Genomic DNA, 25,207 nt, shown 5'->3' with positions numbered 1-25,207 from the left:
AGGACACAAAAATACCCCCAAATTGCAATACTATGCCAAAGTGGCACTGGTTTTTTCTTTTTTATACTGCAGCGCCGCCTTTACAAATGCTACAAAAAGCGGATGCGGATTGGCAACGGTACTCTTGTATTCCGGATGGTACTGCACACCAATGAACCACGGATGTTCCGGCAGTTCTACGATCTCCACCAGACCTGTATCGGGGTTATATCCTGTGGCCTTTAATCCAGCAGCTTCTATTTGCTCTTTGTAGGTATCGTTAAATTCATACCTGTGCCTGTGCCTTTCCATAATGGTCTCTTCTCCGTAAATATCCCGGGCCAGGCTGTTTTCTTTCAATGCACATTTCCATGCTCCGAGACGCATGGTGCCTCCTTTATCGGTAACGCTCTTCTGTTCTTCCATGAGATCGATCACCGGGAAGGAAGTTTCTTCTGCCATTTCTGTGGAATTGGCCCCTTTCAGCCCCAATACATTACGGGCAAACTCAATCACGGCCATCTGCATACCGAGACAGATCCCCAGGAAAGGAATGTTATTTTCCCTGGCATACTTTACCGTGTCTATTTTCCCTTCTATTCCCCTTTCTCCGAATCCCGGTGCTACCAGGATACCGTCGAGATGGGATATTTTGTTTTTTATGGTCTCTTCATCGATATATTCGGAATGTACGGTTTCCACATTTACCCGTACTTCGTTTTCTGCACCTGCGTGTATAAAAGATTCCAGGATCGATTTATAGGAATCCTGCAGTTCTACATATTTACCCACCAACCCTATGGTCACTTCGTATTTCGGATTTTTGTGGCGCTCCAGGAATGCATCCCATTTTTCCAGGTCGGGATGGTTCTTTTCCGGGAGGTTCAGCTTCTGAAGCGTTACTTTGTCGAGGCCTTCCCTGAGCATAAAATTCGGCACATCGTAAATGGTAGAGGCATCGATAGACTGGATAACGGCCTCCCGTTTTACATTACAGAACAGGGCCAGCTTTTCGCGAAGGTCGTCTGAGAGGTCGTGTTCGGTACGACACACAAGTATATCGGCCTTAATTCCGCTTTCCATAAGCGTTTTTACAGAGTGCTGGGTGGGTTTGGTCTTAAGCTCACCTGCGGCAGATAAATACGGAACAAGGGTAAGGTGGATCACGATACCGTTGTAGTCTCCGAGTTCCCACATCAACTGTCGCACGGCTTCTATATACGGCAGGGACTCTATATCCCCTACGGTTCCCCCGATCTCGGTAATTACAATATCGTATTCTCCCGAATTGCCCAGTATCTGGATGCGTTCTTTTATTTCATTGGTGATATGGGGAACAACCTGCACGGTCTTCCCGAGGAATTCCCCTCTTCTTTCCTTTTCGATAACGCTTTGGTATATTCTTCCCGTGGTAACATTGTTGGCCTGGGAAGTCCTGACGTTCAGAAAGCGTTCGTAGTGCCCCAGGTCCAGGTCGGTCTCGGCACCGTCATCGGTAACATAGCACTCTCCGTGTTCATAGGGGTTTAGGGTACCAGGGTCTACATTGATATAAGGGTCCAGTTTCTGAATGGTAGCCTTATATCCCCTGGCCTGTAAAAGTTTGGCCAGTGAAGCCGCGATGATTCCTTTACCCAATGAAGAGGTAACTCCTCCTGTAACAAAGATGTACTTGGTATCTGCCATGTTATTGATCCGTTTGTAGTGTTGCTGTTTTTTGACGCGCCAAAAATACGAAGAACTACCCATACGATACAAGGATAATGGATATAAGATTCATATTACCAGCAGGACACCGGTAAGGTGTATAGGGACTTGCTCCGATTTATTATGTGTTTGCCTTTCTTATAAACCCCGGCTAATATTATTTTTGTTACTTTAGTTCCGTTATTTTTTACTGTATGAAGTATTTCGAAGCTATCGGCAAATATTTTTTAATGATACGGGAGGTTTTCAGCAGGCCAACCAAGTGGGGCATCATGAAAAACCTTATCCTGAAAGAGGTCGACGACCTGATCTACGGTTCCCTGGGGATACTGATATTCATTTCATTTTTTGTGGGTGGGGTCGTAGCCATACAGACTGCCCTGAACATGGACTCTCCCCTGCTCCCCAAGTACCTGGTGGGCTTTGCCACCCGGCAATCCGTAATACTGGAATTCGCTCCGACCTTTATTTCCATTATCATGGCCGGGAAGGTAGGTTCATATATTACCTCCAGTATCGGCACCATGAGGGTCACTGAGCAGATTGACGCCCTGGAAGTGATGGGAGTCAACGCTTTGAATTACCTGGTATTCCCCAAAATAACCGCCATGCTGCTCTACCCGTTTATCATATCCATTTCCATGTTCCTGGGTATATTGGGCGGATGGACAGCCAGTGTCCTGGGGGGTTTTAGCACCAGTGCCGAATTCATAGACGGGTTACAAATAGATTTTAAACCCTTCCATGTATTCTACGCTTTTGCCAAAACCGTGGTATTTGCTTTTATCCTGGCCACTATCCCGTCCTTTCACGGTTTTTATATGAAAGGAGGCGCACTCGAAGTAGGTAAAGCCAGCACCACATCGTTCGTATGGACCAGTGTGGTGATCATTATAATCAACTATATTATCACACAAATGTTACTCGGCTGATGATCTTTGTAGAGAATTTGCACAAATCGTTTGATGGGAGCCCTGTACTGAACGGCATCTCCACTTCTTTTGAAAAAGGAAAGACCAACCTTATTATCGGGCAAAGCGGATCCGGAAAGACGGTCTTCCTGAAATGCCTGCTGGGCCTCTTTACTCCCGACGAAGGAAATATTATATACAACGGCGAAGCCTATGCTGAAATGGACGACGTTAAAAAGCGCGACCTCAGACAGGACATGGGCATGGTATTCCAGGGCAGTGCCCTCTTCGATTCCATGACCGTGGAAGAAAATGTGATGTTTCCCCTGAAAATGTTTACCAATAACCCGATCAGTGAAATGCAGGAGCGGGTAGACTTTGTACTGGAGCGGGTGAACCTGGTGGATGCCCACCATAAATTCCCGTCCGAAATCTCCGGAGGAATGCAAAAGCGGGTGGCCATTGCCAGGGCCATTGTGAACAATCCGAAATATCTTTTTTGCGATGAACCCAACTCCGGCCTGGACCCGAAAACAGCTATCGTTATCGACAACCTAGTACAGGAGATTACCCAGGAATACGATATCACTACTGTCATTAACACTCACGACATGAATTCCGTGATGGAAATAGGGCAAAAGATCGTTTTTCTCAAGGACGGTTACAAGGCATGGGAAGGCAGCAACAAGGAGATCTTCAAAACAGACAATGAAGCCGTAACCAATTTTGTTTACTCCTCGGAACTCTTTAAAAAGGTACGGCAAATGTATATTGAAGAAAGGAACTGATCCCCTCCCCGGCCCTCCCCAAAGGGGAGGGAGTAAAATTCTGAGGGAAATTAAAGTGGAACGAATTTGTCCCTCTCCTTTGGGGAGGTTAGGAGGGGACCTTAATTCAATTGTTTGATCTCTATCTTGTCATTCCCTGTCTTTAGCTGCAACCAGTTTTTCATCTTTTCCAATTCCTTGTTGCGCTCGGTCTGGGATGTAGCTTCCTTCCATTTCACGGTAAAGGCAGGGATTGTATCTGTCTTAGCAAAGTCCGTCCTTATTTCATTGGAAAAACCGAATTCCCCGACGCTTTCATACAATATTTTGGCTTCGCTGCTGATCTTGTTAAAATCGACATTGGAAGTAAGTTTTTGAAGCCTTTCCACTTCTTCTTCGAGAAAACGGATCTTCTCTTCGTTGTTCACCAATTCCCTTTTGTTAGATTCATACAGTTCGTTGACATAACGGAATCTCTGCTCTGCATCACTTTGTCCGCCCTGAACGATCTTCAGTTTGGCATCTTTCAGTGCCGGGTATTCCGTCTGTTTTTGATTCTCCCAGGTATTGATGACATTTTCGGGAATGGCTTCGTCTCCCATAAACACCAATTCTATACTGGACTCTCCTTCACTCCTGTAATTGATATCCGAAAGGTTTTCCACAAACATTCCTCCCTTGGAAAACTGGTAGGGCGCCACTACGGTGTGAATAAATTTCCTGGCCTCGTTCTTAAAGGTAGATTCCTTCCATACCTTAAAAAAGGTATATCCGGCAGGTATCATAACTATAATTGCGATCAGGGACGCCACTCTCGCAATTGTCCTTCTCCTGGCAGAATTCACATATCTTACCATCGGGAATCGCAGTATCTTAAGTACCAGGAATGTAGCCAAACCTATGAATATGGTATTGATAAGAAAGAGATACATGGCCCCCCTGGCATAATCCCAGTTACCTATGGCCAATCCGAAGCCTACCGTACACAGTGGCGGCATCAAAGCCGTGGCTATTGCTACCCCGAATATCACAGACGCGATGGTTCCTTTTTTAGCACGGGCTATAACAAGGGCAAGTCCACCGAAAAAGGCGATGAGCACGTCCCTGATATCGGGGGCGGTACGTGCCAGTAACTCCGAAGACTCGTCTCTCAACGGGAAAAGTTTAAAAAACAGGAACGCGGTAATAATACTCAATCCCACCATAACGAGAAAATTCTTTATGGACCTGCGAAGGGTATCCACATCATTGATGGCTATGGACATCCCCATACCCAATATCGGGCCCATGAGGGGAGAGATTAACATGGCTCCGATAACCACTGCGGTAGAGTTCGCATTTAAGCCTACGGAAGCGATGAAGATGGAGCATATTAAAATCCAGGAATTGTGCCCTTTAAAGGGAATATCCGCTTTAATATGCTCTATGGTGGTCTCCTGGTCTGTATTGGACCGGATGTCCAGAAGTTCTCCGAAAAAAGTTTTAAGGCTGCCCAGCAAACCTGAAAAGTCCTTTTTTACCTTCTCTTTGCTGTCGTTCTCTTTGCCCTCTGTTCCTTCCGGACGGGACGGGCCTGTCGGGTTTTCTTTTTCCTGCATACAATATTATATTAGATCTTCTCCAAACTTTTGTTTTACCTTCTGCAATATTTCTTTAATGTTTTGTTCTTTTTGCTTGGGGTAGATCAATAATACTTTTTTCTTTTCCACAACAATATAATCGTCCAGGCCGTCAATGACCACCAGTTTTTTCCCGGTGGTACGTATCATATTGTTACCGGCGTCCTCCATCAGGGTCCTGGCATTGACCACGGCATTCCCGGCATTGTCTTTAGGCAGTTTTTCATAGAGGGAGCCCCAGGTGCCCAAGTCATTCCAGTCAAAATCGGCGGGCAGTACATGTATGTTGTCCGATCGCTCTAAAATAGCATAATCTATCGAAATATTTTCTGCCTTCTGGTAATTTTTCCTGATAAAAGTTCTCTCGGCCAGGGTATTGTATTTATTGTTCCCCTTGAGGAACAGCTGGTACATGTCCGGTTGAAAATTCCGGAAGGCTTCCAGGATACTTTTCACACTCCAGATAAATATCCCGGCATTCCAGAGATAATTGCCCTTTTCCAAAAACTCTTTGGCGGTTTCATAGGTGGGTTTTTCGGTAAATTTCATCACCTTTTTTATTCCGTCGTCCTCTCCGGAAGAAGCATCGTATTGTATGTATCCGTAACCGGTATTGGGAAATGTGGGGGCAATTCCGAGTGTCATCAGGATATTTTTCTTTGCACATGTGTCAAAACAATGCCTTACTTCAGCGGTAAATTCCTCTTCCTGCTCTATCCAATGGTCACTGGGCGCCACAAGGATCACAGCATCGGGATTTTCTTTCTGTATTTTCATGGAAGCATACAGTATACAGGGGGCTGTATTACGCATGGCGGGCTCCAGCAATATCTGCCCGGGATTTGCCCTGGGAAGTTGTTCCAGCACCAGGTCCTTGTATCGCTCATGGGTGAGGATAAGGATATTCTCTTCTGGGATAATACGGCTGAGGCGATTAAACGTTTTCTGGATAAGGGTCTCCCCCGTGCCCAGCATATCGTGGAATTGTTTGGGAAATTCCGTAGTACTTACAGGCCAGAAACGGGAACCTATCCCTCCTGCCATTAATATTGCGTAATAGTTTTTGCTCAAATGTGAATGTTTATTGGTTCAACCCTTCGACACTTCGGCTGCGCTCAGTGCAGGCGAGCTCAGGGCGACAGGTTTAAAATTTAAGGTTACTCCTCGTTTTAACCGGGACAGCTCCGTCCCGAGGGGAGCCGTTACGCTCCCGGGAGCAACTCTACTTCCGCATTGGGATTAAACAGGTAAACTCTTCCGGAATGCACTTCCACACATTCGTACCGTTTTATTTTCTTATGGCCTTTTCTGAAAACTTTTCCGTTATATATACGGAAGAGACTTCCATGGGGCAATTCAAAGATATAGTTTTTATCGTTATCCGGGTCGAATTGCTTCAAAGCCAGTGCCAGGGCGGCATCGGTATCGCTGCTGGCCCTCGGGTTCCGGAAATGCCTCGCCAGCAGGGGCAACAGGCTATCCGGAAAAACCGCCGGGTTGAGGAATGGCAGCATCAGTTTCCGAAAGACCGATTTCCATTCCCTTCCGTGAGGCTTGATCTTCCCGCCGTATTCCCGGAAAGCTACCAGGTGGGCTATTTCGTGTACCAGGGTAATAAGGAACTTATACTTATTGAGACTGGCATTGACGGTGATCTGGTGCATCCCATCCGGCAACCGCCTGTAATCGCCATGACGGGTGACCCTTTCGTTAACGATCTTTAAATATACCCCGTTTTCCCTGATCAGCTGGAAACAGGGATCTACGGCTCTTTCCGGAAGATATTTCTGTAAAATTTCGCGCATTAAAACAAAATAACATTTTATAGGTTTAAAATCACCCAGCCCTTACGCAACCTTCCATAATACAAATCATCATTTTATATGAAACCTCACCAATCCATTTATTATGAAAAAGCACCGCAACAACATTTTCGTTTTTTCCTTGTTTCTGCTCTTTTCATGTTCCGGCGACAATGATCCCGAAGACGCGGAACTTGTCGGTTCCTGGAAGCTAATAGAATATTTGGCAGACCCTGGAAATGGAAGCGGATCTTTTCAACCTGTTAACAGCGACAAAACTGTTACCTTTCATGCGGACAAAACCATAACTTCCAACGGAAAGCTCTGTACTTTCACTATCCGGGCAGATGCTGGTAAACGAGGTACAGGCGTATACTCATTGACAGACAGCATCATTACACCAAATGATTGTACCGAGCAGCAACACTCTAACATTTATTTCGAAATGGACAATAATAACCTGATCATAAAATATATTTGCGTAGAAGGGTGTGCTCAGAAATTTAAAAAAACAGCTTCTACGGAGTAGAATTAGACACCTGCAACAACTTTCCGTTGTAATAATGATTCCCGCTAAGGGCAAAATCAAAAATATAGGACGCCATCTCCGTAGCAGATAGCGGCGCTTTATAGCCCGGAAAAGCCTCTTCCAGCATTTCGGTCTGTACGGCCCCCAGTGCCAGCACATTAAAAGAAGGGCCTGTTTCTTTGTACTCTTCAGCCAGCAATTCCGTAAGGGTAATCACCGCTCCCTTGGACGAACTGTATGCGGCAAGGCCGGGAAACTTTACACTGCCCTGTACGCCTCCCATACTGCTGATCGTTACGACATGGCCTTCCTTCGGCATATGGGGAATAACTCTCCTGATCATCTCTGCCACCCCAAAGACATTGACCCGGTATACTTCTTCAAATTCCTGTGGAGAGATCTCCATAAACGGCTTGTTTACCAGTTTGCCTGCATTGTTTATTAAAATGTCCACCCTCCCCCATGTTTCGGATATAAAAGTGTCCAGTTTTTTCAGATCGCTTTCATTGCAAAGATCAAAAGGAAAAGCAGTGATGTTGGGATGTCCCTGTTCAGAAACCGGTTTATCGTTCCTGGACAGGGCAAGCACCCTGTGGCCTGCATCGGCACAGATCTTTGCCAGTTCCAGCCCTATTCCCCGGCTCGTTCCGGTGATAATGATATTTTTCATGGACGGGTTTTAGATTTCAGATTTTAGATGTGAGATCTATATCATATAGATTGCAGTTGGGATGTCTTTACCGGAGCCCCCTCACCGTGTTCGGGGTGACAGGTTAATTGACCTGTAACCGTATTAGGCCTATTCCGTTACAAATTTAATCTCCTTCGTCCCTGCATTGGCCATTTTTTCCATAACGGGTATCATTTCCGAGACAAAGGAGGCCATGTGTTCCATGTCCATCAAAGTGGCTTCGTCACCTACCTTGTGGTAGTGCTCGAAATTAGTAAAATCGAAAGTACAAACGGTTTGCGAAGGTACGCTGAACTCTACGAAAAAAGGGTAGTTATCAGATCTTTTGAACAACTGGAATTCCCCGGCTTTCGGCAAAAAGCCGATGAGCTCCTTCCCGGCATATTCGTTCATCTTTTCGGCCATGTTGGTATCTTCAAACCCGGTGAGGTATGCCGTATAGTCGGCTGTCATGGGCACACCGATCATTTCAAAATTCACTACGGTATAGAGGTCCATTTTTGTCTTTCTCAATTCCCTGGCCAGATGCCTTGAGCCCAAAAGCCCTTTTTCTTCGGCAGAGAACAGCACGAACAACAGGCTTCTTTTGTTGGAACGGGATTTCCCGAAGTATTTTGCAAGCTCCAGTACGGCCGCAGTCCCGGAGGCATTGTCATTGGCACCGTTGGCTATAACATCGTCGCCTTCTCCCTGTTCCTGTATTCCTATGTGGTCATAATGAGCTCCTATGAGGATAAATTCATCCTTCAGTTCCGGGTCATTGCCTTCGATATATCCCACCATATTATAAGCGGGTTCTTTAAAATTATCGAGCGTGTCCCGGTAGGAAGCAAAATATGGTTTTATCCAGTTTTCGGCAAAGCTCTTTTCTATGTACTGTGCCGCTTTTTCAATGCCGGGACTTCCCGTATCCCTTCCTTCCAGGTCATCGGAAGCCAGAAACTCTACGGTCTGCCGGACATCTTCCGCATTTACCGCATAAGGCTCAACGGCGGTTCCTGTATCCTGTTGCTCCTGCGCGTTCAATCCGGACAGGATGCCGCAGAAGAATATCACTGAATAAACATGTTTTTTTATACTCATACGGAACGTGATTTTAAAGTTGTAATGGCTAAAATATATAAAAAATCCCGTACCTTATAATCGAAGATACGGGATTGTGATTTATTTTAACCGCCAGGACTATGCCAGCATGGTCACCGGGTTTTCTAGGTAGTGTTGCAGCGTTTGCAGGAATTGTGCTCCTGTAGCCCCATCTACTGTACGATGGTCACAGGCCAGGGTTACCTTCATGGTATTGCCCACTACGATCTCTCCGTTCTTAACCACGGGCTTCTGCACGATACCTCCTACGGAAAGAATAGCCGAATTGGGCTGATTTATGATCGAAGTAAATTCCTGTATACCGAACATCCCCAGGTTGGATACCGTAAAGGTACTGCCTTCCATTTCCTGTGGCGTGAGTTTTTTGTTCCTGGCTTTCCCTGCAAGATCCTTCACCTGCGTGCCGATCTGCGTAAGGCTCATCTGATCTGTGAAACGCAGTACGGGAACTACCAGTCCTTCATCGACTGCCACAGCCACACCTACGTGTACATGATGATTGTACTGTGTAGTATCTCCCTTCCAGGAGGTATTTACCTGCGGGTGTTTTTTCAGAGCCATGGCACAGGCCTTCACTACCATATCGTTGAAAGACACTTTGGTATCGGGCAGTGCGTTGATCTGCCCTCTTGAAGCTATGGCGTTATCCATATCGACTTCAATAGTGAGGTAGTAATGCGGTGCGGTGAATTTCGATTCTGCAAGACGCTTGGCAATGGTTTTGCGCATCTGCGAATTCTTCACTTCTTCAGAACTTTCCTCTCCGGCAGGCACGAACGGCATAACCTTCGCAGCAGGGGCTTCCGCCCCTTTGGTTTCTGCCTGTGCAGGCTGTGCGGCAACGACCGGAGTATAATTTTCTATATCTTTCTTTACGATCCTTCCGTTTTCTCCTGTTCCCTTTACCTGGGAAAGGTCAATACCTTTTTCTTCGGCCATCTTTTTAGCCAGGGGTGATGCAAATATACGGCCTCCGGTGGCAGTTTGTGCCTGACCGGCATTTCCTTCTGATGCAGGTTCAGCATTTTCTGTTTGAGACGCAGGGCCCTGTGCCTCTACCGGGGCGGATTCTTTTTTGGCACCTCCTCCGGCAACGGCCTTAAGAACAGCATCTACATCTGTTCCTTCTGGGCCTATGATAGCGAGGACCTCATCTACCGGAGCAGACTCTCCTTCCTGTATACCAATATGCAACAGGGTTCCGGAATAGAACGATTCAAACTCCATCGTAGCCTTATCGGTCTCTATTTCAGCCAGAATATCACCTTCTTCAACCTTATCGCCAACTTTTTTCAGCCAGCTGGCTACGGTACCTTCTTCCATGGTATCGCTGAGGCGCGGCATGGAAACTACTTCTACACCTTCGGGTATTTCACCGGTTGCAGGTGCGTCATTTCCTGTTTGAGACGCAGAATCCTGCGTTTCTGCCGGAGCAGATGCTTTTTCTTCCGGTCCACCTTTTCCGTTCAGCAGGGCGGATATGTCTTCACCTTCTTCGCCTACGATAGCCAGCAGGGAATCCACGGGTGCTCCTTCGCCTTCCTGTATACCAATATGCAACAGGGTCCCGGAATAGAACGATTCGAATTCCATCGTAGCCTTGTCGGTCTCTATTTCAGCCAGGATATCGCCTTCTTCTATTTTATCTCCTACTTTTTTCAACCATTTTGCCACCACACCTTCTTCCATGGTGTCGCTTAATCTCGGCATGTTAATTACTTCAGCCATAAGAACTATAATTTATGAGGTAAAAACGGATAATCTTCCTGGGCATACACCACATCGTACATCACGTTCTTCTCCGGATATGGTGATTCTTCAGCAAATTTTTCGCACTCTTTCACCTTATCTTTCACCCGTTTGCCTATTGCTTCTATTTCTTCGTCCGTAGCGTATTTTTTCTCTTTGATAACGTCCAGCACCTGGGTGATAGGGTCTATTTTCTTGTATTCTTCCACCTCTTCTTTGGTCCTGTAATGCTGCGCATCACTCATGGAATGCCCCCTGTAACGGTAGGTCTTCATTTCGAGGAAAGTGGGACCTCCTCCGCTTCTGGCCCTTTGAATGGCTTCATCCATGGCTTCTGCAACTTTTACGGGATTCATTCCGTCTACGGCACCGCAGGGCATTTCGTATCCCAGTCCGAGTTTATAGATATCTGTGGTGTGTGCGGTCCTGGCAACGGAAGTACCCATGGCATATCCGTTGTTTTCACAGACAAACACCACCGGGAGCTGCCACAGCATGGCCAGGTTAAAGGCTTCGTGAAGTGACCCCTGCCTTACGGCCCCGTCTCCCATATAACAAAGGGTTACGGCCTCTCTTTTAAAGTACTTGTCGGCAAATGCCATCCCGGCACCGAGAGGGATCTGCCCTCCAACGATACCGTGACCGCCGAAAAATCCTTTTTCTTTGGAGAAGATGTGCATGGAACCTCCCAGTCCCTGAGAAGTACCTGTACTTTTTCCGTAGAGTTCGGCCATCACTCTTTTCGGGTCCACTCCCATACCGATAGGCTGAACGTGGTTCCTGTATGCCGTTATCATTTTGTCTTTGGACAGATCCATCGCATGGAGTGATCCGGCGAGTACAGCTTCCTGTCCGTTATATAAGTGTAGAAATCCCCTTACTTTCTGTTGGATATAAACTGCTGCCAGCTTATCTTCGAACTTTCTCCAGAACAGCATGTCTTCGTACCACTTCAGGTACACCTCTTTTGTAACCTTTTTCATGTGTTTAATTTTTTTACGCGTACCAAAATACACAATCCCGATATTCATCGGGATGTAGCATATATGAAACCGCTTTGCCCGCACACGGATCTACTTTAGCTGCACACAGAAAACGTCTGACAGCCCTGAAAACCCGTGTTCGTTTCATCAAATAGCTTAATTAGTCTTTAAAATTGATGTCGCTCCCCTTGGTTTTATGAGAAAGGGCACTTTTAAATTGCGAATTACAAAAGTAATATTTTAAACAAAAGTGAAAAAACTAAAAGGATAGTTTTATTTGGCTTTTTTGTTAAATCAGGAGTGATTGGAGTTCGGGGCCCTGGAGTCGGAGAGTTTTGGAGTTGGGGAGTTACCCCCCTCTGCCTTCGGCATCTCCCCTCAAGGGGAGAAAAATAATCTTTTCAACTCCAGAACTCCAAACTCCATAACTCATCAACTCCTACAAATTGGATTTATCGAACAAAAGGGGCAGGAGGTCTTTGACGGAAGGTGCTTTTACGATCTTTCCGGTCTCTCCCATAAAGTAAAGTGCTATCGGTTCTTCCTGCTTCACTTCATACTCGGCCAGGCTTTGCCGGCAGGCACCGCAGGGGGGTATGGGTGTCAGCACCGTACGATTGTCGGAAGCAGCGGAAATGGCCAGGGCATTGATCTTAACTTCCGGATATTTAGCCCCTGCCTGATAGACGGCTACGCGTTCTGCACACAAGCCGGAAGGATAGGATGCATTTTCCTGGTTGTTCCCGATGACTATTTCTCCATTCTCCAGCCACAGGGCCGCACCAACCTTAAATTTCGAATAGGGGGCATATGCATTTTTTCTCGCCTCTATCGCTTTCTGCATCAGGCCCCGGATCTCCCCGGGCAGCTCGTCTATATTTTCATAGACCACAAACCTGGATGTAATTTCTAATTCTTTCATTTATTTAAAATTCCTTAAAGTCGTCCCCGAAGTTAAACCGCAGCGAGAACCTGAGGGTATTTTCCAGGGGGTTTTCTACCCTGGAGGTTGAAAAAAGATAGGATATGTCGATCGTTGTAGCGTTGTACCGGAAGCCGGCACCAAGAGAAAAGAATTTTTTAGCACCCTTATCGTTACTTTCGTTAAAATATCCCGTTCGCAGGGCAAAAGCCTCCTGGTACATATATTCCAGGCCCAGCGCCCAGGTAACTTCCTTCAGCTCTTCGCTAAAACCACCCGGAGCATCGCCAAATGAGTTAAAAATGCCACTTACGAAGCCCTTATTGTAATAAGCATCTTCCGTATTCACTACCCCGTCCCCATTAGAATCACTGGGAGTCGGCACCAACAGTTTGTTAAATTCCACCGCGGTCATCAGCCTGTTATCCGCATCAAATATAAAATCGAACGCGCCTCCGAGTTTCAGATTGGCAGGAAGAAATTCTTCCTGGGTATCATCGTTGCTGTAACTGATCTTCGGACCGACATTGGAAATATTAAAACCTCCCCTCCAGCGTCCGTTAAAATCGGCATAAGCGATTTCGGGCGACTGGTAATACCCTGCAATATCTACGGCAAAAGAATTTGCAGCCTTTGCGTCCGTAGCTCCTTCAACCTCGGTAAGCCTCAGATCGGACCTCAGGTATCTTCCGGCCACAGCCATGGAAAACTGCTCGCTTAGCTTCAGGGAATAAGAACCATCGAGGGCTATTTCATTGGGTTTGACCTCACGTGCCTGATCTACCGCCGTCTGCCTAAACTCAAAACCGCCCAGGCCATAGTATCGCAAACTAAAGGCAAAAGCACTCCTTTCATTGACCCGTTTGTAAAAATTGAGGTTCAAAAGACCTATGTCGTTCACCAGTTCTCTCAAATAGGGTGTATAACTCACCCCCACCCCATACTGCTTTTCGGAAAAGACATATTTGGCCGGGTTCCACTGTTGTGAAAAAGCATCGGGAGAAGTAGCCACTCCCATATCTGCCATACCCGAAGCCCTTGCATCCGCAGCAACGAGAAGGAACGGCAGGGCAGGGTTTATGGGACGATAATTGTTATCCTGGGCATATACCGGCCTGGACATTGCCGATAATGCAATAGCAATAAGCATACCTATTTTTTTCATGCTCAGATTGGTAGATTTGTAACAAATATACTCTATAATTATAGTTATACAAGTTTCAGGTTGCAGGTTATAGGCTCAAGGTTTGAAGTTGCGATTTATACAGAACCAAACCTGTAACCTTCAACTTGCAACTTCCAACACCCAAATACCCAATCACTCCCCGGCCTTCCCTTCGTTAACGTTTTTTCTCAAAATATCTTGTGCTATTTCCCTTTACCGTTATCATCTTAGTATTCCCCGGCTTTTCCGGTTAACCCACATTATCCCGGCTCTATTACTCCCGGCACTTTCATACCCTGCATTCCGCATTGTTCTGTTCTTCACGGAACACACTGCAAAGTATTTTTCCCAAAACATAATAATAAGACGCTTTAAACGTTATAACAAGTGTCTCAGCACAGTTGATTTTTAAAAGAAATTTCGATTCAAAAAGTAAAAATATATCGTTAATTATTATATTGCACGAATATTTTTTTCAGACAACTCAAATCTTTTTTATATGAAGATTAATTTTAAATTATTGGTTTTATTCTTGGCGCTTGCCGGCGGACTTACGGGATGTAAAAACTCTAACGATTATAAAAATACATCAAGAGCCACCGGATGGAAAATCAATGACGGAGAAGGAGGCTTTGAATACAACACTAATTTTAAAGAACAGGAAACCGCTCCGGGCCTGGTATTTATAGAAGGAGGTACTTTTACGATGGGAAAAGTACAGGACGATATTATGCACGACTGGAACAACACTCCCACACAACAGCACATACAGTCCTTCTATATGGACGAAACCGAGGTAACCAACCTGATGTACCTGGAATACCTGGACTGGTTAAAAAAAGTATTCCCTCCGGGCACTCCTATGTATGAAAACATATACTCCGGAGCCCTGCCGGATACCATGGTATGGAGAAACCGACTGGGCAACAACGAGGTCATGACCAACAATTACCTCCGCCACCCTGCATACGCAGAGTATCCTGTGGTAGGTATCAACTGGGTCCAGGCCGTGCAGTTCAGTGAATGGCGTACAGACCGGGTTAACGAACTGCAACTGGAAAAGGAAGGGTTCATTACCGAAGGTACCAAAAACAAGGTCATAGCCGGCGAAGTAGGTGGAACATTCAGCACAGGGACCTACCTGATGAATCCCCGGGCGGCTTACGGCGGCAATGTTGACAGCCTTCAGGGTAGAAGAAAAAAAGAGGAAGACAGCACAAACGTATATGCAAAACTGACCAGCGGGGTGATCCTCCCCGGTTACAGGCTCCCCACAGAAGCCGAATGGGAATATGCAGCTATTGCGATCGTGGGCAACAGGGAGTATAACAATGTCAGAGGAAGAAAAAAATATCCCTGGGACGGAGAATACACCCGGTCCAGCAAAAAATCAGCCAAGGGCGACCAGCTCGCCAATTTTAAGCAGGGAAGAGGAGACTACGGTGGTATTGCCGGATGGTCTGACGACGGCGCCGATATCACCACAGCTGTAAAATCCTATCCGCCGAACGACTTTGGTCTTTACGATATGGCCGGGAACGTAGCCGAATGGGTCGCTGACGTTTATCGTCCGATCGTTGATGACGAAGCCAATGACTTTAACTATTACAGAGGAAATGTTTACACCAAGACCGCCATCAACGACGACGGAACCGTAGAGGTCTTAAATCCGGATGAAGTAGTATATGACACGCTGCCCAACGGGAAGATCATTGCCAGGAATCTGCCGGGAAGTGTGGTTACAACTCCTATCACGGAAGAAGATGCCTATCTGAGGCCCAATTTTTCCACGAGTGACAACAGAAATTACCGCGATGGTGATTCCAGTTCTTCCAGGTATTTTGACAGGTTTTATGACGGGGATGAAGCAACAACCGAAAGCAACACCCATAAGATGTACAATTCCCCTCAACATAAGATCGAAAGGGATTCTGCCGGAAATATGATCCGCGAATACGACAGATCCAACCGCAGAACCACAATGATAGGCGATGATGTAAGGGTCTACAAAGGCGGCTCATGGAGGGACCGTGCCTATTGGCTTGATCCCGCACAACGAAGATTTATGGCTCAGTATATGGCTACGGACTATATCGGGTTCCGTTGTGCCATGTCCAGGGTAGGCTCCAAGATCAAGAAAAAGAGAAAAAGGCCCAGAGGTTAAAAAAGTATGAAGTACTAAGTATTAAGTACAAAGTATATTTGTGAAATATCTTGAAAGTCCTGGCGTCGGTGTCAGGGCTTTTTTTATATTTTTACCGTATGGATATGGAAATGCTTTACGGGATATACCGGTCTTGCAACAAGGTTTGCACCGACACCCGAAAACTCGAAAAAGGAGACCTTTTTTTTGCCCTGAAGGGAGATCATTTCAACGGTAATGCCTTTGCCGCAAAAGCCCTGGAAAAAGGAGCGTCTTATGCAGTGATCGACGAAAAGGAATACCACACGGGAGCAAAGACCATCCTTGTCAATGATGCCCTGCACACACTACAACAACTGGCCCTGCACCACCGGAAACAACTCGAACTCCCCGTAGTGGCCCTCACCGGAAGTAACGGAAAAACCACTACCAAGGAATTGATCCATGCCGTGCTCTCCCGGAAATTCCATACCGTAGCCACCCGTGGAAACCTCAACAATCATATCGGTGTTCCGCTCACGCTCCTGGACATGGATCATACCACTCAGATAGGTATTGTGGAAATGGGGGCCAATCACCTCCGGGAGATCGGTAACCTCTGTGCCATAACACAACCCGACTACGGGTATATCACCAATTTCGGCAAGGCACACCTGGAAGGCTTCGGTGGTTTTGAAGGGGTGATCAAAGGAAAAAGCGAACTCTACGAGCATCTGATGCAACGCGAAAAACTCGTCTTTTACAATGCAGAAGATTCCATTCAACAACAAAAACTGGAAAACTACTCCCGTAAATTCGGTTATGATACCCGTGGGAATGCTGATGTTTTTGTGGAATTTACCGGTGCCGGACCGTTTGTATCGCTAAAGATGAACGATATCGACATCAACTCCCACCTTATTGGCCGCTATAACTTCAATAACATTGCAGCAGCCGTGACCATAGGAAGCTATTTCGATATTCCCGATGACGAGATCAAAACCGCCATAGAAAGCTATGTCCCGGCCAACAACCGGTCGCAGATCGTGGAAAAAAACGGCAACAGGATCATCCTGGATGCGTATAATGCCAATCCCAGCAGCATGAAACTGGCCCTGGAAAACTTTGCAGCCCTGCCCTATCCCGACAAAACAGTTATCCTGGGTGATATGTTCGAACTGGGTGATGAGGCGGATACCGAGCACCAGCACATCGCAGACCAGGTCTCAGAACTGCCTGCCGGCAATGCGATCCTGGTCGGGGAACATTTTTTTAAAACCCGTTCCGACCACCATAAATTCCGAACCTTTGAAGAGCTGAAAGCCTACCTTCTGAAAAACAAGCTGAAAAACAAGACCTTACTCATCAAGGGATCCAGGGGAATGGCGTTGGAGCGGGTGCTGGAGGTTTTGTAGTTGGGGAGTCTTGGAGTTAGGGATTGGTTTTTTGGGGTAGGACACCCCCCCTGCCCCCCTCAAGGGGGGAGATCAATTCTCTTAAAAATGATAAAATACCCCCCTTGAGGGGGGCAAGGGAGGTGTCTCCTCAGTTAAGAATACTCTTAATACAGCCTTCGGCTTTTATTAAACCACTCCTCCCATAAACGGGTCGGTCTTAGCGTGTTTTCCGGTCTCTACTCTTCCTGCATATCGTCTGCCAAACGCAGATCCGCCCTCTATTTCTACCGAAAAGTCATACCAGCCGTGGCTTTTATCCGTAGGTATTACGATGATCTCCGAACTACCTTTTTTAATATCCCGTTTGCTTTCCGGGGTTTTATATGCATTATCAGTGACCGTCACCCGGATATCCCTGCCGGAGCGATTCGTGATCTCCAGGGCTGCATTTCCTGATAGTTTTTTTATAAATCTTCCGGTTTTTTCGTAATTACAGCTTATTTCCACCCCGGGGTCATCAGCATTTCCCGAAAATTCCCGGTAAAAACCGTTGGGCCCGTAAACCCTCAGATGATAATTGCCGTCTTCAAAGTGGTCCAGTGGCCAGGTGTCCTGAAGGGTATCTCCCGGGCTTACGGCATAAGGCCATGTCTTCACGGCTTCGAATGCCTGGCTCCCATCGCTGTTTTTCTGTAAATATTTCCCGGGGGCATAGACATTGAAGGAAGCCCCGGCCGCATCCTTCCCAAAAATGTGATCTGCGGCCTTTAAGGAAATATCGAATGTCTTTCTGTCTTTGCTCAGCAAACCGTTCACATAAAGCTCGTAAGGCAACGCACAGGAGTCCTTTATTCCTGGTTCCTGCCGGGGCAGAAAAGGAACGTCAGCGTTTGTCCTTGCCTGTTCAATTTCCATTCCTGATAAAGATTTAAAGTTATCGGGGACCTCCTTAAAACCCGCATTATAAACCTCCTGCATCAGTTGATTCCTGTCCACAAATTCCGGATAGTCAAAAGCCGAAGCGTCATACGGCCGGAATGCCGAGGTCAGGTCGCTGCATATGGTACGGCGCCAGTTGCTGATATTGGCCTCCTTGATCTTTTTTCCTGTTTTTTTGCCAAGCCACGTTTCCATAAACATCAGTGTGGAAGTAATATCACACACCTCAGAGTTGACCCAGCCACCCCGCGTCCAGGGCGAGGCTATGACCATGGGTACACGGTATCCGAGACCTGCCGGGCTTTCCCTGGCATTTTCCGGTTTCATGCCTTCTTTTTTCAATTCTTCTTCAAGGGTTACGTATTCCTGCGCAGGATGGAGCCCCTCAGAAAAAGCATTCCGGTGTTCCGGGTTGGGAGCTACAAAAGGAGGAACATGATCAAAATAGCCGTCATTTTCATCGTAAGTAAGGATAAATACGGTCTTTTTCCACACCTCGGGATTTTTAGTAAGGATGTCCAGTACTTCCGATACGTACCAGGCACCATACCAGGGTGCGCTGGGATGGTCTGAAAACTTCTGTGGTGCCGCCAGCCATGATACCGCCGGGAGCTCCCCGTTGTTCACATCCTGCCTGAACTGATGCAATATATCTCCTTTGGGTACTTTTATGGCTCGTTCTTCACCATTATCCAAATAGGTTATAGTCTCGGTTTCGTGATAGTACGGATCGTTTATATTTGTGGTAAAGGCCTTTTTGTGAAGGTTTTTATGAAATTCCGAAAGTTTTTCAAAATTATCCGGGTTCCACACTTCCAGTTCTTCCTTTATTTTCTGAAGCTGGTTCTTTTTCTGCTCCAGTTTGTTTTGCAGTTTCTGCCCCTGTGCTTTGGGCAGTTTGCCGATCTTTGTTTCCAGCTCTTTGATCTCCGAAGGCAGTTCGGCAAGCCTTTTTTTAAGGAATCTCTGGTGCCCTTCACTGAAACGCACATTGAACTGGGAAAACCATTCCAGGTTATTGTCCGTAAAATTGCCCAGGAGCGACTCGTCCTCCCCTTCCAATCCGGTCCGCAGGCTTATTTCATTTTGATAGACCTTCCAGGAAACCCCGTTTTCTTCCAGTCGCTCGGGGAAAGTTTTCCATTGGGCCTCTTTATTATAATATACCTCTGAGTTCCGGACCTTGGGTTCCGCCCCGGGAGATGCCCGACAGGTTCCCGTCCAAAAAAAATGTCTGTTGGTCGTAGTTCCGGTCAGTGCCGAACAAAAATGCTGATCGAATACAGTAAAGGCATCAGCAAAGGCATAATTGAAAGGAATGTCTTCCCGGTTGTAATACCCCAGGGTAAAAGGGATATCCTGATAAGCTTTTCGTCCGGTGCGCTTTGCTTCCAGCCATTTATCGTATTTACCGTCATTACGGGCGTCGACCTGATTTTCCCAGGAATGGGGCAGATCGCCCATCCAGGTAGCTTTGGTCTCCCTCATATTCAGGCGAAAAGGGGCATAAGTACGGCCTTTTTTATCACTTTGCAACCAGACGGGATTCTGGTCGGGCAGGGTGATCGCCCTGGGGTCGTTATATCCTCTTACGCCCCGGAGCGTCCCGAAACAATGGTCGAAAGAACGGTTTTCCTGCATAAGCAGCACCACGTGCTCAGCATCGTAAAAAGTACTGCCTTCATCAGGATTTATGGCCAGTGCTTTCTGAATGGAAGGCGGAAAGGCCATCGACACGCCCATACCTCCGGTGAGCATGGCCGCTTTTTTTAAAAAATCTCTTCTTGTATCCATTTATTATAGTTGGGGAGTTTTGGAGTTGGGGAGTTCTGGGGTTGAGGAGTTACACCCCTCTGCCTTCGGCATCCCGACTTGCCGTCGGGACAAGTTATCCCCTCAAGGGGAGAAAAACAATCTTTTTCAACTCCAAAACTCCAAAACTCCGAACTCATTTAATCCTTTAATATCCACATCAGTTCGTTGACGTTGTCATTGCCGTTGTACTGGCGGTCGATCGCTTCGTTGACATTTTCGCTGTTATAATTCAGCTCATCCTGAGGATACAGCCAACGCACAGGCAATTTATCTGCCGGCACATTTTCATTGGTTTCCGGGTTTATCGGAAAATGCGGGTATCCCGTTCTCCTGTTTTCAAAATAAGGTTCCAGGGGCGACTGCAGAAAGGTACAAAGGAATTTCTGTGTAATGATCTGTTCCAATTGCTCTTCTGTAGAGACTGCCAACTGTACTGTCGGAGTATTGGCATAATAATTATCTATATAGTCTTTGTCCATAACCCTATTATGATGAAAGGGAGGCTCTTCGGAATTGGGATTACCGGGTGTATTGTCGGCAACCAGGTACATCGATGCCCTGATCCCTTCCCTATAATAGGTTTCCGCATCGCCGGATATCCATCCCCGCACTGCAGCTTCAGCCAGGATAAACTGCACCTGGGCATAGCTCAGTAAAAACACAGGCTCTCCTTTCGGCACTTCTTTATACCGTTTGTTGATATCCGAATAATCTTTGGAAGCATGTATGCCTTGCATTTCGGAATACGGCATTGATGGGGCTACGCCCTTATAGGCCTCATAATCCGAAATATCCAGTCCGTTCTCTACCTGAACCGGCGAAGGCTCAGTGTAGTAAAACAACCTGTAATCTTCCAATTCCTTTAACTTGTCTATCAGGATATCCGATACCAGGGGGTAAATTACAAATTGATTTCCCAGTTCGTGAAAAGGATACATTTGCCCGGCAGCATTTTCGAATTTCAAACTGAAGTTATCTTCATTACCTTCCATCACAGAACGGTTATTCGCAATCTCATTGAACCGTTCCTTTACCCGGAGGTCACCATCTCCTGTCTTTTTGTACAGATTGATCAACACCTTCAAAGCAAAGGAATTGACCATTTTCTGCCATTTTACCGGGTCTCCGCCATAGATCATATCCCCGTCAAAAGGAGCTCCGGAAGTAAAGAGCCGGTTCGCTTCGTCCAATTCGTCCAGAATGCCGAGAAACACTTCTTTTTGCGTATCATACCCTGGCCTGAGGTTAGCTTCGGCCTCTCCTTTAAGTGCATCGCTATATGGAATATCGCCTACCCTCATTGTAAGGTCAAAAAGGGTATAGGCCCTCATAAAATGTCTCAGTGCCCGATAAGAATTTACAATACCCTCATCCAGACCCTCAGTCGATTCGGCAAATTCAACCATTTTATCCGCATCGATCAGCCTGGTCATGTTTACAAAACTTGTACGCCCAAAATCATTGTATTGTTCACTTTGGGGAAATTCGCTCCAAAGGATATACTTACTGATCATGTGCAATGCCATAAATGATTTCTCCGTATTGATATCATTCCTGGTGATTCCTAAAATAAGCCCCGCTGCCAGTGTTTCAGGGTTGGCAGATGTAATTCCGTCCGGGTTGGTGTTCAATTCGTCAAAGTCCGTACATGCAGCAAAGGTAAGCAACAGGACCAGACTTGTTACTACGGATTTTATATATAAACTTTTCATCTGTTTATTTTTTTTATCGTTTTTTGGAATTATCTGGATGTGCGATATGCAAATTAATATTCAGTCCCACAAACCTTTGAGAAGGGGAAGTAAGTTCGGTATCCGTGTTAAAATCAGGATCGGCGAATTTAAAATCCTTAGCCCAAAGGAATACATTCTGGGCAGTCAGTGATACTCTGGCACGGCTCATACCCCATCTTTCGCTGACAGATTTCGGAAGTGTATACCCGATGGCAATTTCCCTCAGCTTAATAAAAGTAGGATCGGTTGCTCCGAGGGTGCCATCGCCATATCTCCTGGCATAGGTTTCATAAGACGTCGGGGTTTCATTGGGTTTATAAGTACGGGTATCCTCAACGATCTGCCCGTATTGGTCATAAGTGACAGACCCGGAGGCTACCTGCACTCCTTCACCCACATAGGAGGTATTGCCGTTCACCACCTCGTCATAACGCCATTCGTTATCGCTGTCGGGATGTGCTCCCGTATCCCACATTTTATAGGAAGAATAATTGTTAAGCAATCCGCCTACCCTACCGTCAAAGCTCAGGTGAAAATCAAAATCCTTCCAGGTGATGGCATTGGTAAAGCCCCAGATAAAGTCGGGATCACTATGCCCGAACAAAGTTGTATAATCACTTCTTATCGGCAATCCGCCATCTGTGTTTATCAGATTTCCCTGCGGATCGCGGAGCCAGGCTGTCCCGGTGTAATTATCCACACGCCCTCCTTCTTTGGTCCACAGGTTATCAGGGGAATATACGGGGTCCAGGTCTTTGTAATACTGATGGGTCTTTGCCCAGTTCAGGGCTACGTCCCAGCTAAAATTCTCCTTTTTGATGATTCCTGCATTCAAAGTGATCTCCACCCCTCTCTGAACCCGGGTTTCTTCGGTATTGACAAGAATGGAAGTGAAACCTGAGGATGCAGGGATCGCAGCAGATATCTGGCGGTCGTAGGTATAAATATTGTAATAAGCCACATCGACATTCAAACGATTCTTCAATAAAAAGGCGGCAGTACCGATCTCCCATGTCCTGCTCACCTGGGGGGAAACATCTTCATCTCTCCGGATGTTCCTGGTGTAGTTTGCTGTATTGTAATCGCCCCAGGCCCCCACTCCGAGATTGTAATTTACATTGGTGGCATATACGCCGAGATCCTGTTTTGACAATGTCCAGGATCCCCTTACTTTCCAGAGGTCCATCCATTGAGGCATGGAAGCCAGTTCGTTGATCAGTACGCTTCCCGCCACCGAAGGATAGAAAAACGACCGGGTAGAGGAAGGCAGGGATGAGCTCCAGTCGTTACGTCCGGTCACATCCAGAAAGACTGCGCCGTCCCATGACAGGGATGCCAGTCCGAAAAGGCTGTTTACCTGTTTTCTGAATCGGGACGAAGAAACATTGGGACGCTCTGCCGAATTGTTCAGGGAATATATCCCCGGGATAATGATCCCGTTCCTGGTAGAAGCGCTTAGAAACTGGTCTTCCCATTTATACATCGAAGCTCCGGCAGTAAGGTCTATATCAAGATCGCCCAAAACCTTTTTCTTTTCGTAATTAAAAAGCAGGTCGGTATTCAGGCTATACCCCTTGCTCTGGTTTTGGCCAAACATACCGTTGGCGTGCCACCCACGGGTGGAATTAATCCCGGGAGGGTCCTCCTGGTCGTCTCATCGGAATAAAAATCGTACCCCACCCTTGCGGTGATCTTGGCCCCACTAAAGGGCTTGTAGGTAGAGGTCAGGTTTATATTGGTCATATTCCGCTCCACGCCATTTAGCTTTTCATAGGCGATCAGGTAAGGATTGTCATACCAGGCTTTGTAGTGCCAGTTCTGTTGCTGGTCGGGCACTACCCAATAGTCCCGGTATTTCTTCAGGTCGTATTCCGGACCTGTCCACATTAATATCTGATATATAAACCCCTGATCTCCATAACCTGCTCCCGTAGTTTGGGGGGCCGTACTGCGGTTATACCCCACGTTACCCTGCAGTTCAAAATCATCGCCCAGCTTCAGCTTCCCTACCACATTGGCATTCAACCGATTAAGACGAAGGTTAGGGTATTGCCCTTTATTGTACACATGGGTAAGGGAGGTACGGATAGAGCCAATATCTCCCGAGCGGGCAAAGCTGATATTATTGTTGGCTATAAAGCCGGGTTCCAGGAAATTTTTAAAATTGTTCCTGCCCCGGGACGTCAGTTCCATTTCTTCCATCTGCTTGGTTTCCGGGTTCCATTGTTCCCGCATAACACCAGCGTCCAGTTTATTTCCCCAGACATAATCTATAGAGTTGTACTCCCCTCCGATACCCGCACTATAAGAATGCTGCACTTTGGGCAGTGCGAGGTAACCGGCAAACATCATATTATTACTGTTTACACTAATACCGTTACCCCCGCTCTTGGTGGTAATGATTATAGCGCCCCCACTACCCCTGGAACCGTATAGTGCCGAGGCCGTAGCTCCTTTCAAAACATCCATACTCTCTATGTCGTCAGAAGCAATTTCCCTCAAACTCATATTTCCGTACGGTATTCCATCTACAACAAGCAAGGGGTTACTGCTTCCTCCCCTCAAACGGATATCCGGAGCCTGGTCGAATTCGGTGCTGTTCTGTATCCAGAGCCCGGCTACCTTACCCGTCAGTGCGGTGGCTACATCTACCGTTTTCACTTTCTGTACATCTTCACCGTCGATCCTTTGTACCGAGTATCCCAGTTTTTTCTCTTCCCTTTTGATCCCAAGCGCTGTAACCACCACGTTTTCCAACTGCTGAACGTCTTCCCGCATAGCAATATCTACCGTTGTACGGGAACCGACAACTTCTTCTGCCTGCGCAAATCCGATATAAGTAAAGACCAGCACACTCTGCTCGTCAGGGACCTCGATCTCATAATGCCCGTCCAGGTCGGTTACGGTTCCTATAGCACTTCCTTTAAGTAATACGGACACCCCGGGCAGGGGCATTCCGTCATCGGCAGAAGTTACCTGCCCCTTAATCTGAATACCTTCTTGTCTTGTTTGGTCCTGCTTCCCGCTATTGTTACCGTCGCCGGCAAACAAAACGGCGGTCTGCAACAACGCCACAAGTAGATAACCCCCTTTTCTCAAAAGCAAGGTTAACCATTTTGTTTTGTTCTTCATTGTTAATTTGGTTTTAGTTAATTAGTTATTTAGTGTATCTGATATCCTGTTTAATTGCCGTCATAGCTTTCGCCAGCCTGTAACCATTATCGTGGTCAATACAACCCGGACAAGTCGTAAAGGGCATTACAAGATTTGGGA

The 25,207-nt window shown here is 46.6% G+C and carries 19 protein-coding genes; 5 read left to right on the top strand and 14 right to left on the bottom strand.

Going from position 1 to position 25,207, the window contains the following annotated elements; translation table 11 throughout:
• Positions 1-30 precede the first annotated feature (30 nt).
• Positions 31-1,665: a CTP synthase gene (gene pyrG, locus KN811_RS14125; protein ID WP_187966527.1), complete on the bottom strand. Its 1,635-nt coding sequence runs from the start codon at positions 1,663-1,665 to the stop codon at positions 31-33.
• Positions 1,666-1,880: 215 nt separating this feature from the next.
• Between pyrG and KN811_RS14120 the strand changes: the two genes are divergently transcribed.
• Together KN811_RS14120 and KN811_RS14115 are read left to right on the top strand one after the other, a co-directional pair.
• Positions 1,881-2,618, top strand: coding sequence for an MlaE family ABC transporter permease (locus KN811_RS14120; protein ID WP_187966526.1), 738 nt, complete (start codon positions 1,881-1,883; stop codon positions 2,616-2,618).
• Entirely contained in the window at positions 2,618-3,385 is a 768-nt protein-coding gene (locus tag KN811_RS14115) for an ABC transporter ATP-binding protein (RefSeq protein WP_216334861.1), read from the top strand. The genes KN811_RS14120 and KN811_RS14115 overlap by 1 nt, the downstream gene beginning before the upstream one ends.
• Before the next feature lie 101 nt (positions 3,386-3,486).
• On the opposite strand, the gene KN811_RS14110 is transcribed toward KN811_RS14115, so the two are convergent.
• The 3 genes from KN811_RS14110 to KN811_RS14100 form a co-directional block, all read right to left on the bottom strand.
• Entirely contained in the window at positions 3,487-4,962 is a 1,476-nt protein-coding gene (locus KN811_RS14110) for a TIGR00341 family protein (protein WP_187967425.1), read from the bottom strand.
• A 6-nt stretch (positions 4,963-4,968) separates the two neighbouring features.
• Entirely contained in the window at positions 4,969-6,054 is a 1,086-nt protein-coding gene (locus tag KN811_RS14105) for a mannose-1-phosphate guanylyltransferase (protein WP_187967424.1), read from the bottom strand.
• Positions 6,055-6,185: 131 nt separating this feature from the next.
• Positions 6,186-6,788, bottom strand: a complete 603-nt coding sequence (locus tag KN811_RS14100) for a SprT-like domain-containing protein (protein WP_187967423.1) — start codon at positions 6,786-6,788, stop codon at positions 6,186-6,188.
• 103 nt (positions 6,789-6,891) lie between these two features.
• Here KN811_RS14100 and KN811_RS14095 point away from each other — a divergent pair, with 103 nt between their 5' ends.
• Positions 6,892-7,314: a lipocalin/fatty acid-binding family protein gene (locus KN811_RS14095; protein WP_187967422.1), complete on the top strand. Its 423-nt coding sequence runs from the start codon at positions 6,892-6,894 to the stop codon at positions 7,312-7,314.
• Here the strand turns inward: KN811_RS14095 and KN811_RS14090 are convergent.
• The 6 genes from KN811_RS14090 to porV form a co-directional block, all read right to left on the bottom strand.
• A complete protein-coding gene (locus KN811_RS14090) occupies positions 7,304-7,984 on the bottom strand; it encodes an SDR family NAD(P)-dependent oxidoreductase (RefSeq protein WP_187967421.1) in 681 nt (226 codons plus the stop codon). The two genes, KN811_RS14095 and KN811_RS14090, sit on opposite strands and share 11 nt — an antisense overlap.
• Before the next feature lie 129 nt (positions 7,985-8,113).
• A complete protein-coding gene (locus KN811_RS14085) occupies positions 8,114-9,088 on the bottom strand; it encodes a M28 family metallopeptidase (RefSeq protein WP_187967420.1) in 975 nt (324 codons plus the stop codon).
• A gap of 99 nt (positions 9,089-9,187) precedes the next feature.
• Complete coding sequence (locus KN811_RS14080; protein WP_187967419.1) at positions 9,188-10,837, bottom strand: pyruvate dehydrogenase complex dihydrolipoamide acetyltransferase; 1,650 nt, start codon at positions 10,835-10,837, stop codon at positions 9,188-9,190.
• 5 nt (positions 10,838-10,842) lie between these two features.
• Positions 10,843-11,841, bottom strand: a complete 999-nt coding sequence (gene pdhA, locus KN811_RS14075; RefSeq protein WP_187967418.1) for a pyruvate dehydrogenase (acetyl-transferring) E1 component subunit alpha — start codon at positions 11,839-11,841, stop codon at positions 10,843-10,845.
• A gap of 439 nt (positions 11,842-12,280) precedes the next feature.
• Positions 12,281-12,763 carry a cytidine deaminase gene (gene cdd / locus KN811_RS14070; protein ID WP_187967417.1) on the bottom strand — a complete coding sequence of 161 codons (483 nt, stop codon included), beginning with the start codon at positions 12,761-12,763 and terminating at the stop codon, positions 12,281-12,283.
• 4 nt (positions 12,764-12,767) lie between these two features.
• Positions 12,768-13,928: a type IX secretion system outer membrane channel protein PorV gene (gene porV / locus KN811_RS14065; protein WP_187967416.1), complete on the bottom strand. Its 1,161-nt coding sequence runs from the start codon at positions 13,926-13,928 to the stop codon at positions 12,768-12,770.
• 499 nt (positions 13,929-14,427) lie between these two features.
• Here porV and gldJ point away from each other — a divergent pair, with 499 nt between their 5' ends.
• Together gldJ and KN811_RS14055 are read left to right on the top strand one after the other, a co-directional pair.
• Positions 14,428-16,092: a gliding motility lipoprotein GldJ gene (gene gldJ, locus KN811_RS14060; RefSeq protein WP_187967415.1), complete on the top strand. Its 1,665-nt coding sequence runs from the start codon at positions 14,428-14,430 to the stop codon at positions 16,090-16,092.
• 104 nt (positions 16,093-16,196) lie between these two features.
• Positions 16,197-17,465, top strand: a complete 1,269-nt coding sequence (locus tag KN811_RS14055) for a UDP-N-acetylmuramoyl-tripeptide--D-alanyl-D-alanine ligase (RefSeq protein WP_345725303.1) — start codon at positions 16,197-16,199, stop codon at positions 17,463-17,465.
• Between the two features lie 168 nt (positions 17,466-17,633).
• Here KN811_RS14055 and KN811_RS14050 read toward each other — a convergent pair whose 3' ends face one another.
• The 4 genes from KN811_RS14050 to KN811_RS14035 form a co-directional block, all read right to left on the bottom strand.
• Positions 17,634-20,180, bottom strand: coding sequence for a phosphocholine-specific phospholipase C (locus KN811_RS14050; protein ID WP_187966487.1), 2,547 nt, complete (start codon positions 20,178-20,180; stop codon positions 17,634-17,636).
• Positions 20,181-20,338: 158 nt separating this feature from the next.
• A complete protein-coding gene (locus tag KN811_RS14045) occupies positions 20,339-21,913 on the bottom strand; it encodes a SusD/RagB family nutrient-binding outer membrane lipoprotein (protein WP_187966486.1) in 1,575 nt (524 codons plus the stop codon).
• A gap of 13 nt (positions 21,914-21,926) precedes the next feature.
• On the bottom strand, positions 21,927-23,531 hold the full coding sequence (locus KN811_RS14040; RefSeq protein WP_187966485.1) for a SusC/RagA family TonB-linked outer membrane protein: 1,605 nt from the start codon (positions 23,529-23,531) through the stop codon (positions 21,927-21,929).
• Positions 23,495-25,066 (bottom strand): TonB-dependent receptor plug domain-containing protein, encoded by a 1,572-nt coding sequence (locus KN811_RS14035; RefSeq protein WP_187966484.1) that lies wholly within the window; start codon positions 25,064-25,066, stop codon positions 23,495-23,497. Before KN811_RS14035 ends, KN811_RS14040 begins: the two co-directional genes overlap by 37 nt.
• Positions 25,067-25,207: the final 141 nt, after the last annotated feature.

It is taken from the genome of Sinomicrobium weinanense, from assembly GCF_018863395.1.
Classification (GTDB): domain Bacteria; phylum Bacteroidota; class Bacteroidia; order Flavobacteriales; family Flavobacteriaceae; genus Sinomicrobium; species Sinomicrobium weinanense.
The sequence above is the reverse complement of the archived record's forward strand: the minus strand, read 5'-3'. Positions and strand labels throughout refer to the sequence as shown.